Consider the following 16,809-nt stretch of genomic DNA (forward strand, 5'->3'; position numbering starts at 1 on the left):
TTTCTTAACGGTTTCTGATAATCGTGATAAATCCTTTTTGAACCAATTTATTTGGGCCATAAGTAATGATATAATAATAAGTGCCCTCTGCGAGGTCATTTCCTCCGATAGTTCCATTCCAGCTATTATCATATGACTTTTTGTTGTACATTTCTCTGCCATTGCGGTCAAAAATCCGGACTTCATTGTTTGGATACATATCAATGTTCTGTACAATCCAGGTATCATTTACACCGTCTCCATTTGGTGTTAAGATATTATTGGCAACCAACTTATAATCTTCATTTACCTTAATGGTGATCGATGCTGAACTATTACAACCACTGGCATTGGTAACCCTGACCGTATAAGTTGTGGTTTGCAACGGACGAACATTGAGTGTAGCCGTATTTTGTCCGCTAACGATACCACTTGCTGTAGACCAGCTATACGCTGTGCCTCCGCTGGCCGTTAATACTGTTGTTTCACCTTTACTGATCTCAGTTCCTTTAGTGCTAATTATACTTACCAAAGGAACGGCATTAATGGTTAATGTACCATTTACATACACCAAACTATAATTGTTTGACGCGCCTCCAGATGCTACCAGAGCATAATTTCCCGCTACATTTTTATTGGCAGTAGTGCTTACTATTGGTTTTGTACTTAACGAACTTTCATTATCGCCAGCTTTAAAACCGCTATAAGTTACACCAAAGGCCGGAAACCCGTCAGACTGACACATCACAGCATTATTAGCAGTAACCGTCAATACTGATTTAGTAATGGTCAGGTTACTACCGATGTAAGCAATAGTGTAATTGCCATTTAGTGCAAGTGTGCCCTGGTTGATGGCATAAGTGCCGACGTTTTCACCTGGTACTCTGGTCAGGCTTCCGCTGAAACTATCGCCGGTTACCAGTGCCGGGTCAAAGGTATAAGTCAGGGTTGGATCAGCATCGCCGTAGGTTTTGCTTTTCGCCGCTGCCGTTACCGTGATCGTTTTCGCACTGATGCTCAAATTCGCACCAACATAGGTTAAACTGTAGTTGCCATTCAGTGCAAGCGTACCCTGGTTAATCGCATAAGTACCCACGTTTTCACCTGGTACTCTGGTCAGGCTTCCGCTGAAACTGTCGCCGGTTGCCAATGCCGGAGCAAAGGTATAAGTCAAGGCTGGATCAGCATCACCGTAAGTTTTGCTTTTCGCTGCAGCCGTTACCGTAATGGTTTTCGCACCTATGCTCAGGTTTGCACCTATGTAAGTTAAACTGTAATTACCATTCAAGGCCAGTGTACCCTGGTTGATTGCATAGGCACCCACGTTTTCACCTGGTACTCTGGTCAGGCTTCCGGTGAAACTATCCCCGTTTACCAGTGCCGGAGCAAAAGTATAGGTCAATGCCGGATCAGCGTCTCCATAGGTTTTGCTCTTCGCTGCTGCGGTTACCGTGATCGCTTTTACACCGATCATTAAATCAGCTCCAACATAAGTTAAATTGTAGTTACCGTTCAGTGCAAGTGTACCCTGGTTGATCGCGTAAGTACCCACTTTTTCGCCTGGTACTCTGGTCAGGCTTCCGGTGAAACTGTCGCCCGTTGCCAGTGCCGGAGCGATGGTGTAGGTCAAGGCTGGATCAGCATCACCGTAGGTTTTGCTTTTCGCTGCTGCCGTTACCGTGATCGCTTTTGCACCGATCGTCAGATCAGCACCAACATAAGTTAAAGTATAATTGCTATTTAGTGTAAGCGTACCCTGATTGATCGCATAAGTACCAACGTTTTCACCTGGTACCCGGGTCAGACTTCCCGTGAAAGTATCTGTACCCACCAATACGGGAGCAAAAGTATAGGTCAAGGCCGGATCAGCATCACCGTAGGTTTTGCTTTTCGCTGCTGCCGTTACCGTGATCGCTTTTGCACCGATCGTCAGATCAGCACCAACATAAGTTAAAGTATAATTGCTATTTAGTGTAAGCGTACCCTGATTGATCGCATAAGTACCAACGTTTTCACCTGGTACCCGGGTCAGACTTCCCGTGAAAGTATCTGTACCCACCAATACGGGAGCAAAAGTATAGGTCAATGCCGGATCAGCATCGCCGTATGTTTTGCTTTTCGCTGCTGCCGTTACCGTGATCGCTTTTGCTCCGATCGTCAGATCAGCGCCCACATAAGTTAAAGCGTAATTGCTATTTAGTGCAAGCGTACCCTGGTTGATTGCATAAGTGCCTACGTTTTCTCCTGGTACTCGGGTCAGACTTCCCGTGAAAGTATCTGTACCCATCAATACCGGAGCAAATGTATAAGTCAAGGCTGGATCAGCATCACCGTAGGTTTTGCTTTTCGCTGCTGCCGTTACCGTAATGGTTTTTGCACCGATAGTCAGATCAGCACCCACATAAGTTAAAGTGTAATTGCCATTTAGTACAAGTGTACCCTGGTTGATTGCGTAGGTACCTACATTCTCGCCTGAAGCTCTTGTTAAACTTCCGGTGAAACTGTCGCCAGTTGCCAGTGCCGGAGCGAAGGTGTAGGTCAAGGCTGGATCGGCATCGCCGTAATTCTTCGTCTTCGCATCTGCCGTTACCGTGATCGCTTTTGCTCCGATCGTCAGATCAGCACCGACATAAGTTAAAGCGTAATTGCTATTTAGTGCAAGCGTACCCTGGTTGATCGCATAAGTACCCACGTTTTCGCCTGGTACTCGGGTCAGACTTCCCGTGAAAGTATCTGTACCCACCAATACCGGAGCAAAAGTATAGGTCAATGCCGGATCAGCATCTCCATAGGTTTTGCTTTTTGCTGCTGCTGTTACTGTGATCGCTTTTGCACCGATCGTCAAATCAGCTCCAACATAAGTTAAACTGTAGTTACCATTCAGTGCAAGTGTACCCTGATTAATCGCATAAGTACCCACGTTTTCACCTGGTATTCTGGTCAGGCTTCCGCTGAAACTATCGCCGGTTACCAGTGCCGGAGCAAAGGTATAGGTCAATGCCGGATCAGCATCTCCATAGGTTTTGCTTTTTGCCGCTGCTGTTACCGTGATCGCTTTTACACCGATCGTCAGATCAGCACCGACATAAGTTAAAGCGTAATTGCTATTTAGTGCAAGCGTACCCTGGTTGATCGCATAAGTACCCACGTTTTCACCTGGTACTCGGGTCAGACTTCCCGTGAAAGTATCTGTACCCACCAATACCGGAGCAAAAGTATAGGTCAATGCCGGATCAGCATCTCCATAGGTTTTGCTTTTTGCTGCTGCTGTTACTGTTATCGCTTTTACTCCGATTGTCAGATCAGCGCCCACATAAGTTAAAGCGTAATTGCTATTTAGTGCAAGCGTACCCTGATTGATCGCATAAGTACCCACGTTTTCACCTGGTACTCGGGTCAGACTTCCCGTGAAAGTATCTGTACCCACCAATACCGGAGCAAAAGTATAGGTCAATGCCGGATCAGCATCTCCATAGGTTTTGCTTTTTGCTGCTGCTGTTACCGTGATCGCTTTTGCTCCGATCGTCAGATCAGCTCCCAAATAAGTTAAAGTATAATTGCTATTTAGTGTAAGCGTACCCTGATTGATCGCATAAATACCCACGTTTTCACCTGTTACTCGGGTCAGACTTCCCGTGAAAGTATCTGTACCCACCAATACCGGAGCGAGGGTATAGGTCAACGCAGGATCGACATCACCATAGGTTTTGCTCTTCGCTGCGGCCGTTACCGTGATTGCTTTTGCACCAATCGTTAAATCAGCACCAACATAAGTTAGATTGTAGTTACCATTCAGTGCAAGCGTACCCTGGTTGATTGCATAGGTACCCACATTTTCACCTGGTACTCGGGTCAGACTTCCGGTGAAACTATCGCCCGTTGCCAGTGCCGGAGCAAATGTATAAGTCAATGCCGGATCAGCATCTCCATAGGTTTTGCTTTTTGCTGCTGCTGTTACCGTGATCGCTTTTGCTCCGATCGTCAGATCAGCACCAACATAAGTTAGATTGTAGTTACCATTCAGTGCAAGCGTACCCTGGTTGATTGCATAGGTACCCACATTTTCACCTGGTACTCGGGTCAGAATTCCGGTGAAACTATCGCCCGTTGCCAGTGCCGGAGCAAAGGTATAAGTCAATGCCGGATCAGCATCTCCATAGGTTTTGCTTTTTGCTGCTGCTGTTACCGTGATCGCTTTTGCACCAATCGTCAGATCCGCACCCACATAAGTTAAAGCGTAATTGCTATTTAGTGCAAATGTACCCTGGTTGATTGCATAGGTACCCACGTTTTCACCTGGTGTTCTGGTCAGACTTCCGGTGAAACTATCGCCCGTTGCCAGTGCCGGAGCAAATGTATAAGTCAACGCAGGATCAGCATCGCCGTATGTTTTGCTTTTCGCTGCTGCCGTTACCGTGATCGCTTTTACTCCGATTGTCAGATCAGCGCCCACATAAGTTAAAGCGTAATTGCTATTTAGTGCAAGCGTACCCTGATTGATCGCATAAGTACCTACATTCTCGCCCGAAGCTCTTGTTAAACTTCCGGTGAAACTGTCTGCACCTACCAGTGCGCCTGAAGTGATCTGGTACGTCAGTGCAGGGTCGGCATCGCCGTAGGTTTTGCTCTTCGCATCTGCCGTTACCGTAATCACTTTTGCTCCGATCGTCAGATCAGCACCCACATAAGTTAAAGTATAATTGCTATTTAGCGCAAGCGTACCCTGGTTGATCGCATAAGTACCTACATTCTCGCCCGAAACTCTTGTTAAACTTCCGGTGAAACTGTCGCCCGTTGCCAGTGCCGGAGCGAAGGTGTAGGTCAAGGCTGGATCGGCATCGCCGTAATTCTTCGTCTTCGCATCTGTCGTTACCGTGATCGCTTTTGCTCCGATCGTCAGATCAGCACCTACATAAGTTAAAGCGTAATTGCTATTTAGTGCAAGCGTACCCTGGTTGATCGCATAAGTACCTACATTCTCGCCCGAAACTCTTGTTAAACTTCCGGTGAAACTGTCCCCGGTTACCAGTGCCGGAGCGAGGGTATAGGTCAACGCAGGATCGGCATCACCGTAAGTTTTGCTCTTCGCTGCGGCCGTTACCGTGATTGCTTTTGCATTAACGGTAAGCGTTTGTTGTTTATCTGAAGCGGGATTGTGCGTCGCATCTCCAGCCTGACTGGCTGTAATCGTTGAAGTTCCCTTTGCAATAATATGAACTTTACCATTCACAATAGTCGCTACATTGGTATTGCTACTGGTATAGGTAATTGGAATGCTGGTGTTATCGCTGGTTGCCCCTGGATCAAAGTCTGCATCCCCATAAGTTTTTGCGGGGATAGCTGCAAAAGTGATCGTTTGGGAAACCATAGGCGTACCGTCTACCAAAACACCTGATGTACTGCCTACACTATTTAAAGTAAGCGATGCATCCGTCCCGACGGCGTTTTTGAGCGTTCCGCCATTCAAAGATAAGTTACCTACAGTAATGCCGTCACTATCTACATCACCGGAGACAACCGTATATCTAAATTTTAAAGCCGCAGACCCTGATCCGGCCACATATACAGCGTAACGGGTTACTGATCCAACTGTAAGTGCGAGTTGAGGCACCCCATTGTTACCGGTAACAATTATCGCCTCACTGAAATTAATGGTAAATTCTAAAGGATCAGCTATGAAGTAAGTCCGGTTAACAGGAACAGAAACAGAGGTAACTGTTGGTATACTCACAGCACTTTGCAGTTCGTAAGCGCCCAAATCGATAGCCCCATTGCTGTTGTATTGATACACCCTTGCATTCCCCGCCAGGTCTCTGCTGTTGGCATCTAATCCTGTAAAAAGGGAGTTATCTCCTTTGTTTATGGCCGGGCTACTTACTGCTAGTGTATAGTCGCCGATCGCACCATTATTAAATATTGGGTCCTGATTAATCACATTAGTTCCATTGTAACCGCCTTTTACAAGACTGTTTTTTACGGTAGCCGCATTACCCTGAATACTTGCTGGATTGTCAGCCCAAATAATACTATTGTAAACCGTGCTGGTACCGCCATCGTTAATTAAGCCTGCTCCACTTCCATTCGAACTGATCATGTTATCGGCGATGGTTACATTGATCAACACTGGCGCAGATGTGTCATTATAGATACCACCACCTCTGTACGCTGTTCCATTATGATGGATAATGGAATTGACTATTTTGGGACTAGAAGAACGATTGGCCATTCCCGCCCCATCGCCCCCAAATACTTTATTGTAGGAGATCCTGGCAAATTCTATCACCGGATTTGAATTCACATTAGAGACACCCGCCCCGGATCCTGCATTGTTCTGTGTAATGTTGAGGTTCGTTAATGAGAGGCTTGCCGTTTGAACTACAGCCAATCCCCCGCCTTTGTTCTGGTCAATCGTATTTGCATTTACAGCAATATTGCCGGATCCATTCGCGTTACCACCTTTAAGAGTAAAGCCATTTAAAGTTGCCGTTCCCATCGAACCGGCACTTAACACCACATGGTAAGCATTATTACCATTAATCGTACCGTCAGCACCATCGTTGCTATCCAAATCGCCACTCAAAATACTGGCATTGGCTGCGATGCTTAAATCTCTTTCGCCTAATGTACTTTCATTTCCCGCAAAACCTCCGTATACTTTTACATTGTTGACCAGTAAAAAAGTGTTATCCCTTCCTTGATCCGTACCGAAATTAGCGCCATCCTGTGGGCTATACTTAGGCTTATATGTTCCTTTGGCTACCCAGATTTCGTTGATAGCGGTATTGGTTTTGGCTTGCTTTAAAGCATCAGCCAGTTCTACCATCGCATTGGCCCAGCTATCTCCACTTCCATTACCCCCTGTTACATTTTTATTAACATAAACGAGTGATGGTACTTGCATATAATTGATGGAAAACTGACTGGCAGCGGTATTGCCATTGCCGGCGGCATCCTGTGCCACATTAGCTGCAATGTTGATCGTTACCGCGCCATTAGCTGTTGGCGTAGCATTAAAGGTATAAGTAGTTCCGCTTCCTGAAAATCCACTAATTGTGGCATTGCCTACGGTAAGGCCTCCTGTCACAAATCCTGATACGGGCTCTGAAAAGGTCACCGTAAATGGAATTGGAGAAGTGCCTGTTGAGCTGCCTGACGCGCCAGCGGTACTGCTGATCACCACCGATGGACGGCTCGTATCAACCGTAAAGGTATTGGTATTGCTGCTTGGACTCACTGCATTTCCAGTCGCCTGCGCAGTCGCATAAATGGTATGCGAACCTTGCCCCAATGCAGTTGGCTGGGTAAGTGACCAATTTCCGCTAGCATTGGCTGTTGTAGTACCTAACAAGGAATTATCCACATAAACTGTGACGGTAGCATTGGCTGCTGCCGTACCTGTATAGGCTGGGGTAGTTGTATTGACAAAACTGCCATTGGCAGGTACGGTCACTACAGGAGCAGCTGTGACTGTTTGTGCATAGGTAATAGAAAACTGACTGGCAGCCGTGTTTCCGTTGCCTGTAGCATCCTGTGCCACATTAGCTGCAATGTTGATGGTTACCGCGCCATTAGCTGTTGGCGTAGCATTAAAGGTATAAGTGGTTCCGCTTCCTGAAAATCCACTGATCGTGGCATTTCCTGCTGTAATGTCTCCTGCCACAAAACCCGTTACCGATTCTGAAAAGGTCGCCGTAAATGGAATTGGCGAGGTACTTGTAGTTCCGCCCGATACACCGGCTGTACTGCTGATCACCGTTGTCGGTGCCATATTGTCTACAGTAGCATTGGTATCATCCGCCGTAGTATTTGAGCCAACAGAATTGGTAGCCGTTACAGATACATTTCTATTGGTAGCATTTATAGTGCCCGCTACAATAGTATAAGTAGCTGTCCAGGTATTGCTATTGTTGGTAGCTGTTACTGCAGAACCTCCTCCAAATTGGATAAAGTTTACTGTTACCGCTGTGATATTCGAATTATTATCGCCACTTGCCGTATTGTTCCAGGTAGCGGTTACAACATCTCCGATCTTGAATGTACCGCCAGAACCACTTGCGCCACTGATACTGATTCGTGCGGCAGTAACGGTTGGTGCGGCGACATAGGTAAACTGGTCGCTGGCACTGGTCGCGCTGGTGCCACCTGTTGTAGTGATGCGGACATCAACGGTACCTGTTCCTGCCGGTGCGGTTGCTGTGATTTGTGTTGCCGAATTAACGGTAAAGGTCGTAGCTGCTATAGCACCAAAGGTTACCGCGGTCGTCCCGCTGAAGTTGGTGCCGGTAATGGTCACGCTGGTGCCTCCGCTGGTCGGGCCGCTGGTTGGGCTCAAAGCAGTTACCGTTGGTGCGGCGACATAGGTAAACTGATCACTGCCACTGGTCGCGCTGGTGCCCCCTGATGTCGTTATGCGGACATCAACGGTGCCGGTTCCTGCCGGTGAGGTCGCCGTGATCTGTGTTGCCGAATTAACGGTAAAGCTCGTAGCCGCCGTAGCACCAAAGGTCACTGCGGTCGCCCCGTTGAAGTTGGTGCCGGTAATGGTCACGCTGGTGCCTCCGCTGGTCGGGCCGCTGGTTGGACTCAAAGCCGTTACCGTTGGGGCGGCGACATAAGTAAACTGGTTGCTGGCACTGGTCGCACTAGTGCCACCTGATGTCGTGACGAGGACATTAACCGTACCCGTTCCTGCCGGTGCAGTTGCCGTGATCTGTGTTGCCGAATTAACGGTAAAGCTTGTAGCCGCCGTAGAACCAAAGGTCACTGCGGTCGCCCCGCTGAAGTTGGTACCGGTAATGGTCACGCTGGTGCCTCCACCGGTTGGCCCGCTGGTCGGGCTCAAAGCCGTTACCGTTGGTACTGTGCTTAACGTTTCTAATAAACGAAAATTGTCAATCGCAAATTCTTGTATGGCCGTAGCATCGGCGCTTGCCCTAAACCGAAGTGACATTGTTGTCCCAGTTCCAGCTATGTTCCAAACAAACTCAGTAAAAGTTCTTGATAAAAGGGTTCCATCTCCAAAATTATCATTATCAGTATCTTCGCGGATAAAACCCGCATTTCCAGCGGATCTGTCACCATAAAATCCCCCAGCTTTCGTCCAGACTCCACCATCAATACTGTATTCCACTAATAAAAAATCATAAGAAGGCCCAAAATCTGGGTTTTGCCAACCTTGACTCTGAAGCGCTGCAAATAATCCTTTGAAAGATAAACCTGTTTTTCCAGCAATATTAATATTTGTCCAGGTTATACTTTGAATTTTATCATTGACATCTGTAGTACCCGTTCTTGCCCTATCTGTATCTTCTCCTGCCCAGAATTTACTCCCTTGAACATTTTGATAGCTTGTATTGGTTTCCGGAGGAAAAGGTGTATTCAACGCTAGATCAGTTCCATTGGTCCTCATGAAGTAATAAGCATAAGGAACTGAAGGCCGACCGATATCAATAGAAGGGGTTCTTGTACCCGAACTCGGGGCCCCTGTATCTTCAAAGGTATCACTCCAAAACTGCGATTGCGCATTTACCTGTAAGTAAGTACAACAAAGGAGTAATGTAAAAATTAGTGTAAAAGTTTTTTTCATAAATCCATGGTTTTTACTGAATTATTTGACATATAAGGCTAGTTTGGAATATCCTTTTTTTCAGGGTGTAACATGATATATTGGGTCGCCGTCATAATACCATAATCGGTACTCAGGATGTTAACAGCAAGTTGCTGATTATCCCTACAGGCTATTTTTATTCGACCATCAAATGATACAATTGTACCTAATTGGCTATCATGTGCTTCATCGATTATCGAGGCCTCAATAATTTTGACCTGCTCTCCCTGCAGTGTTGCATCGGCGCCTACGTTCCAGGGATTACAGGCATTAACCAATGCCATAATTTCCTCGGCGGTCATACGGTTCCAATTAATATAGGTATCCGATAAGACAGGATTTCCATAATAAGACGATAAGGTTTCATCCTGTGGCTGGTTTGGGATAATGCTTGCAAACTGTAGCATATTCGCCATGTTAAGTGCAACATTCGCCGTATGCTTACTTAGCCTTATAGTGAGTTTTCCAAATGTATCACCTTCTTCAATAGGCACAGGATCATTAAAAATGATATTGCCCTCATCAAACGCGTCATTCATAAAATGGGTACAAATAGCTGTTTCCGATTCCATGTTTTTCAATACTTCGAAAATCGGCATTGGTCCCCTGTATTGCGGTAAGGGTCCGGGATGGAAATTAATAAACCTGTGCTTCCCATAGGCCAAAACGCTTTCGGGCAGTAAAAAAGGAAATGAGATGCAGAAGATGTAATCAGGCTGGATACTGTTAATCCAAACCTGCATTCCATCCATACTATTCTTATCTTTAAAAGACCTGAACCCGAGATTATGTTCTACAGCTTCTTTTTCCAGTGCATCCACAATGGTTTTGTTCCCCTTGCCAATCCCTATGCCACAAATAAATTTTTCAAACGCGAGTATATTTAATGCTGGAAAAGCAAACTTGCCACCACATAGTACTAATATTTTTTTCTGTGTTTCCATGAATTATATGCAGGTATAGCTGTTGTACCAAGCAGACATGGCATCGTTCAGTTCATAAGCGGATATTATTTTAAAGTCACTGGGAGCATCCTCTGCCGTTCCTTGTATCTGCACTTCACATTTACCTGCACCGTTCGGAACAATAGCCGCATGGAACATCGGTGCAATAGAAGTATTGGTCTTGGAATCAAAATGGATGGTTCCCCTAGGACTTTCGAACTCAAATGAATGTAGTCCTGAAGCAATTTTGGAAATATTTTTTTTATGCTCCTCAATTAATGATAAAACCTTTAAAACAATGGATGTACTCTCCCAGCTTAGAAGTGAAAACAGGTTGGGTGTCTTTCCTGCATCGGTTATGGTTTTTATAAAAATCCGATTTTGCTCCGAATCCAGTGTTTTCGACCAGGCAGCAATTCCTTTTATGCGGTTTCCAGGATGCTCGGTCTCATTCAGCATCATTTCCTCAAATCCGAATGGAGGCAGGTAAACCGGAAATATTTGTCCATTAAAGTGTTTCTTTATGCCATCAAAATACCATTGCACAAAATCGCCACTGAAAAGGCTCAATAAAGCACTATTAGGATATTGATCTAAATGATTTTTTAACGGTTCGATGGTAAAATCATCTAGACGATAGCCTGTAGCATGATTAAACGCGATTTGCCCACCTTGATCTTCAAAAGCTTTGGAAATACTATGTGTATGCAAATAGCCGCCGTCATAATAACCGGTTACCATACCACCTGATGTTAGGCCATCCATTACAGCTTGTTTTGCGGCAAGCGCTGCTCCTAAAGCATTGTGGAGGGAATGATAAAAAATATTAGAAACCGATGGCCATTCGTTTGGCAAACTGGCACCTGCATCCAGAACAATCAGCATTTTATTCGCCGCCAGAAAAAGTGGTCTGAGCAACTGCGCCATACGGTGCCCAATATAAGCAATCACCATAGAAACATTTTCTTCAAGCAAAAGCTTTTCAGCACTCCGGTAGCATTGCTGCTTTTCGGCACCGAAACCAATATTCTCGGTAACTATTTTGATATCACTTCTCCCCTGATATTTTAAGCCAGAGCATAATCCTTCATAAAGATCAAACCCAATAGTTTGATAATAGGTTGATCTGGGTAATAAAATCCCTATTATTTGCATAATTACGCGTTTTAGAAAAAGAGGATTTCGAAGAATCCTCTTTTCATATTTTTAGTTTCTGCTTGGGAAAATTCCTTGAACAGCAATTGAATAATTGATCACCAGATAAGGATTCATGGTTGCAATAGGCAAACCAGAACCGGTAATATCAGTAGTACCTGATAGCTGTACACCACCAGTATAGATGTTAGCAGTTGGAGCAGATGAATACATAGCAGTTACAGCCGTTGCTGGAAATGTACCATCAGGCGACAACTCGTCTGCAGGATCTGAAGAAGCTTGAAGCCTACCTTTTAATGCATTTACAGTATGGATATGCGGAGGCATATTCGATGTTAAAATGGTTACATTGGTGGCACCAGCAGCTTCGCCCATCGTATAATTAGGCAAACCCGGCCCCTGACCTTGGCCAATAGGCACACGCCCCTGTAAATTTGGCAATGCGAATGTGGATTGTCCGTTGCCACCATAAGTAGTACCTAATAATGAAAATAAAGCCGTATTTGAGGCGATTGATAAAATCTGACCGGCACAGGTCATGTACCCCCTCGGGGCAAAATAGAATCCTAGAATCTTGATTTCTCCAATAAATGGTTCTGTAGACATAATTTTGTTTTTATATGGTTAAAAATTGGTTTAAGTAATTAGGCTCATAATTGATCAAGACGTTGATCGTCTTAATGGTCATGACATTACGATGAATTGAGGTTATAATAGTAGAATCAAATTATTTGATCAATATTACCTTTCGCAGGCCTGGATAAATACTGATACAATGTGCGGGATTGGTAATCTCGTTGATGTGTGATGGCTACCAGACCAAAATTATTTAGAAAGTTTGGGCTATCTAAACCCTCAAAAGTATTTTTTCTTAAAAAAACCTGTTTTTTTAGTCCTACAAAAGATGTATTTGTTGGTATACCCGCAGTTAAAAGCATATCACTAGCATTAGTCACAATGCAACCATTATTGGATCGAGTCTTTTTCTTCGAGTAAGAGCGCCTCTGAAGATTCATATATCTAGGTTTGGGATGTTTTGATATGTAAATATCTAACAAAAAATTGGGAAAAACGTTACGATAAGTAAGTATTTGCAGCGAAAATCCAAATTTTGTTACAACATTAGGCTGTAATGCATCAGGATACACTTTTTTGTAACAATGATTTGTATTGACAATTATCAAATAATTTTTAAATACAACAAGATATTTAAAACTGATTACTTTTACATTTTAAAAAAAATAATAATACAACAGAATGATGATCCCATTGCCTATATGAGCAAGCACTCCAGATATTAAAATGTGATTTAACTATAAGGAAGCAATTAGCTTGCGATAAGCATTATTAGCTTTGGGATAGTTCACCCAACCCATATCCTGTTTTGCAGTAAATGGCTGATCAGGATATTTACTATGATAGCTAAACCTTCTCATCATTTCGTTTTCTTTGTCCGAAATAATGCCAATGGATGAAAAAAAATGTGCCACCAGATCTGATATTCCCCAGCTATAGTCAAAAAAATAATCGAGCGGATTTTTACGTATCGCAATCCCTTGCATAGCCAGGTAATATTGCGTTAGTACCTCCGAAGTAAAAAGATTAAAATCCTCATAATGCTTAGTATTTAATTGAACCTTAAGTAGGTGCTCTTGAATAATGCCCGGGATACTGTGCAGCCCTCTCCTTTTCTTGTGTGATGCAATGACGGCATCCGGTTCCCTGCTCAAAAAATAAAAGGGGGTGCGGGGAAACCATCTCCGTAGTAAAGGGTAAAAGTGAACATGCCAGCTATCCAGTTTGATATAGAGTTGCTGGTAACTGCATTTGCGTTGCTGCCCCATAATTTTCAGCGCTGCCTTGAACCACTTTTCAATGTCACCTCTCGAGTTTTTATCTTGAAAAGGTGCCCTTAAAATTTGATCAAGCAACGGAGCTTCAGCATAAACCATATTAAGTGAATCGGTAGACAGGGCTTGGGATAGTAAGGTAGAACCACAGCGTGATACATGAAATATAAAAGCTGTTGGTGCAATATGATCAACTTTTAAGGCAGCTTCCAGTAAAAATTCCATATTACTTAAAGGCTTATAAGTACTCCTTTCCCTCATTTTCATCAAACAAAGGCTAATAGTTTCATCGAAAAAAGGTTCCTGAATATGGTGCTCTTTCATATCCATCCAGTCCAGTCGCCAATCATTTTTCCGTTGCTGAAGTTGATAAGGGACCCAATTGAGCAGGCTTGTCATTTAAATGCTCCTTTTAAGATCGGCAATAAGTTGCTTCGATATTGGTGTACCTAAACGCTCTAGTTCTGATATAATCTGTAAGGCACTCTCCCTATCCACCTTGTTTTCTTTTTGCTCAGCTTCAAAATCATAACCGTTTGCAGCGAAATATTCATCCGTCCAATTATTGCGTATGCCGTCAATCACCAGATGAATCCGAATGTTTTCACCATTATTTATAATGGAATGGATCTGATCAAAATCGATATACCAACAGCTTCCCGCATCCAAATTCAGTTCCGTGCCTCCGACTGTAAATTGTACCTTGGCATTGGTCTGAATAGGAATATGGATCCGGCATACACCATTCAGATAATTACATCCCCTGTCTCTATGTGGCTTAATTTCGGCTCCCGGATGTAGGGCCAGCAACCTGATAGCCTCTTTTGGCCCCTGCCACTCATCCAAAATAGACTTGATATATGGGAGCCTCTTTAAAAGAGGGGTTTCCCGATATCCTTCAACACCGTAATTAGCTGAAATATCATTCGTTTTACCACTCGCTGATTGTAAGGAAATGCTTTGCCATCTGCCACGGTAATCGTTCCGGTTGAAATGATCTTGCCATTGAGACTCCATGGCAGTTAAAAGCTCATTTTGTAACACTTTAACATCGTACTGTCGGGCGAATTTAAGATATCTGGTCAATTTAGATAATTTTTTGTAATATTAACCAATGTTTGTTAGTATGCAAATCTTTTGATAAAATTTATAGGCAAAACTTCTCAGGTTGCAATAAAAACCTGAATTAGCCTAAAGTATACAAAATTATGCAACATCTTTTTAGCAAAATCCTTGTTTTTCTTGACGAAATAGGTATTCGATATGTTCTCGAACCTATTTTGGAAGATACCTTTTTGCCAGGGCTAAAATTAAGTAGTGGGACACTGGTTATAGACCGGGAAAAACTACTCTACCCAGGCGATATTTTACATGAGGCCGGGCATCTGGCCTGCATGCCACCTGCCATAAGAAATGAGATGAGCGACAATCTTGAAAGTAGCGACTTACATCAGGGTGGTGAGCTTATGGCTATTGGCTGGTCTTACGCAGCCTGCATTTATTTGGGAATTGAGGCCACTTTCGTATTTCATGAACATGGCTATAAAAATGGTTCAAAATCAATCATTGAAAACTTTAACGAAGGCCGATTTATAGGTATTCCCATGCTCCAATGGCTTGGAATGACTTATGATGAAAATCAGGCGAAAATTCATGGATTAAATCCTTACCCTGTTATGCAAAAGTGGCTTTGCACACATAGACCCGAATAGATATTTACCTCCCTGCCAAATTTTAATATGTTTGGCTGTGGATTTGCAATCATAGCCGTCATACATTTCCTTGATCCCTCATCGATCAGGAGTTGCTATTAAATGTGTTGATTTTCATTAGGGTCCGTAATCTGTTGAACTTGGGAGAGAATAAAATGAGTTAATTGACTGCAAGCATCTTCTTCAGTAAGTTGTTGCGTATTGAGGTATAAATCCACTACTAAAGGATCCTCAAATACATCATTAATTCCTGTAAAATGATATAATTTATCCTGATGTCCATCCGGCAAAAGTGCTTTATGGTATAACCCTTTCGTATCACGCAGAATAAGCTGAGGAATCGGGCAATCAACCCAGATTGTTTTAGCATTGTAAAGTTCCCGAAGCTTCTGCCTGCCAGACTCATATGGATTAATCGCTGCAATGAGCGCAATAGTACCCTGCTGTACAAATTCATAGCCTACATGACCAAGACGACGGATATTTTCAAGCCGATCAGCTTTTGAAAAGCCAAGATCATGATTCAATGTTTTACGGTAAGTGTCGCCATCAACTAACATAATGGAATAACCAAGGGCCGTAAGCCGTTGGTCAACCAATTGCGCAAGTGTAGTTTTGCCTGCGCCGGATAAGCCTGTAAATTGTATTAAGAGCATTCTTTGTTTATTTTATAATGAGATTAATAAATACTTTAATCATCTTAAAATCTAATAACAGGATTAAAGTTTTGTAAAGCTGATGTATTGTACAAATCGGGGATACTCAGATCGGTTTGCAGTTGCAGCATGAGGAAGTGCTTGTAACCATAAAATTAAATCACCTTTATTTCCTGCTACAGCAATTTGGCGATTTTGTTGCCTTAAAACACCAATCGCTTGATCGGGATTTGCATACGTTTGCAAAAAAGAATCAATTTCATGATGAAAACCAGGAACTAAGCTGAATGCCCCTCTTTCTTCCGGTACATCATTAAGGTAAACCAAGCCTTGAATATAATATTCAAGGCCTCTGGAAAAATCTATGTCCCAATGTAGAGGACTACCGCGAAAATGAAAACTGTCTGTTTCAGGTGGATTGTACCCGAGCTTCTCTGTATTTGCTACAATAGCATTTGTTTGATACAAATGTGCAAATACCTGCCTGATGAAGTCAGAGTTTTTGATCTTGGCAATATGTTCATTCTGATAAAGCTGTAACATTATACCCTGAAGCAAGTCATTTTGGCCGTACCAGCTAGATGGTTGCTCCAGATTTATTCCGAGCATTGCTGTAATGACATCAACCACATGATTACAATCATCTTCACTAACCAAACCAGGTATCTTAAGGTAGCCATTTTTATCCCAGAATTTCATTTGATCAGCATTTAATACCTTTGAAAAAACCTCTTCAGACGTATCTACCGCATATTCACACCAGGAATTAAATTTTTCAACAGCTTCCGAATAGGCATTCTCACCCATTCGAAGCATCATCCATTGCTTAAATTCATCATCGCTTTGACAGTGACCATATAAAAAATCGTAAGTTTCAAATATTCCGATGTCAAAAAAGGACAAAAA

General features: G+C 43.4%; 9 protein-coding genes. 1 reads left to right on the forward strand and 8 read right to left on the reverse strand.

Annotation, left to right across the window (positions count from 1 at the left end):
• Positions 1 to 4 precede the first annotated feature (4 nt).
• The 6 genes from ACK1I8_RS12740 to ACK1I8_RS12765 form a co-directional block, all read right to left on the reverse strand.
• Positions 5 to 9,565, reverse strand: a complete 9,561-nt coding sequence (locus ACK1I8_RS12740) for an MBG domain-containing protein (protein ID WP_412465751.1) — start codon at positions 9,563 to 9,565, stop codon at positions 5 to 7.
• 38 nt (positions 9,566 to 9,603) lie between these two features.
• A complete protein-coding gene (locus ACK1I8_RS12745; protein ID WP_412465752.1) occupies positions 9,604 to 10,530 on the reverse strand; it encodes a methionyl-tRNA formyltransferase in 927 nt (308 codons plus the stop codon).
• Positions 10,531 to 10,533: 3 nt separating this feature from the next.
• Complete coding sequence (locus ACK1I8_RS12750; protein WP_412465753.1) at positions 10,534 to 11,685, reverse strand: ABC transporter substrate-binding protein; 1,152 nt, start codon at positions 11,683 to 11,685, stop codon at positions 10,534 to 10,536.
• 51 nt (positions 11,686 to 11,736) lie between these two features.
• Entirely contained in the window at positions 11,737 to 12,291 is a 555-nt protein-coding gene (locus ACK1I8_RS12755) for a phage tail protein (RefSeq protein WP_412465754.1), read from the reverse strand.
• Between the two features lie 707 nt (positions 12,292 to 12,998).
• A complete protein-coding gene (locus ACK1I8_RS12760; RefSeq protein ID WP_412465755.1) occupies positions 12,999 to 13,934 on the reverse strand; it encodes a hypothetical protein in 936 nt (311 codons plus the stop codon).
• The gene (locus tag ACK1I8_RS12765) at positions 13,935 to 14,621 is read right to left on the reverse strand and encodes an aspartyl/asparaginyl beta-hydroxylase domain-containing protein (protein ID WP_412465756.1); all 687 of its coding nucleotides are present in this window, start codon (positions 14,619 to 14,621) and stop codon (positions 13,935 to 13,937) included. It abuts the gene before it with no gap.
• A 122-nt stretch (positions 14,622 to 14,743) separates the two neighbouring features.
• Between ACK1I8_RS12765 and ACK1I8_RS12770 the strand changes: the two genes are divergently transcribed.
• On the forward strand, positions 14,744 to 15,247 hold the full coding sequence (locus ACK1I8_RS12770) for a hypothetical protein (protein WP_412465757.1): 504 nt from the start codon (positions 14,744 to 14,746) through the stop codon (positions 15,245 to 15,247).
• A gap of 98 nt (positions 15,248 to 15,345) precedes the next feature.
• Here the strand turns inward: ACK1I8_RS12770 and cysC are convergent, their stop codons facing one another.
• Both cysC and ACK1I8_RS12780 read right to left on the reverse strand, forming a co-directional pair.
• A complete protein-coding gene (gene cysC / locus ACK1I8_RS12775) occupies positions 15,346 to 15,903 on the reverse strand; it encodes an adenylyl-sulfate kinase (RefSeq protein WP_412465758.1) in 558 nt (185 codons plus the stop codon).
• Between the two features lie 63 nt (positions 15,904 to 15,966).
• The gene (locus ACK1I8_RS12780) at positions 15,967 to 16,806 is read right to left on the reverse strand and encodes a phytanoyl-CoA dioxygenase family protein (RefSeq protein ID WP_412465759.1); all 840 of its coding nucleotides are present in this window, start codon (positions 16,804 to 16,806) and stop codon (positions 15,967 to 15,969) included.
• Positions 16,807 to 16,809 lie beyond the last annotated feature (3 nt).

The organism is Pedobacter sp. KLB.chiD (assembly GCF_047040275.1).
GTDB lineage: Bacteria > Bacteroidota > Bacteroidia > Sphingobacteriales > Sphingobacteriaceae > Pedobacter.

Coding starts and splice junctions, on each gene's coding strand:
- ACK1I8_RS12740 (WP_412465751.1), bottom strand. CDS start 9,565: ATGAAAAAAACTTTTACACTAATTTTTACATTACTCCTTTGTTGTACT.
- ACK1I8_RS12745 (WP_412465752.1), bottom strand. CDS start 10,530: ATGGAAACACAGAAAAAAATATTAGTACTATGTGGTGGCAAGTTTGCT.
- ACK1I8_RS12750 (WP_412465753.1), bottom strand. CDS start 11,685: ATGCAAATAATAGGGATTTTATTACCCAGATCAACCTATTATCAAACT.
- ACK1I8_RS12755 (WP_412465754.1), bottom strand. CDS start 12,291: ATGTCTACAGAACCATTTATTGGAGAAATCAAGATTCTAGGATTCTAT.
- ACK1I8_RS12760 (WP_412465755.1), bottom strand. CDS start 13,934: ATGACAAGCCTGCTCAATTGGGTCCCTTATCAACTTCAGCAACGGAAA.
- ACK1I8_RS12770 (WP_412465757.1), top strand. CDS start 14,744: ATGCAACATCTTTTTAGCAAAATCCTTGTTTTTCTTGACGAAATAGGT.
- cysC (WP_412465758.1), bottom strand. CDS start 15,903: ATGCTCTTAATACAATTTACAGGCTTATCCGGCGCAGGCAAAACTACA.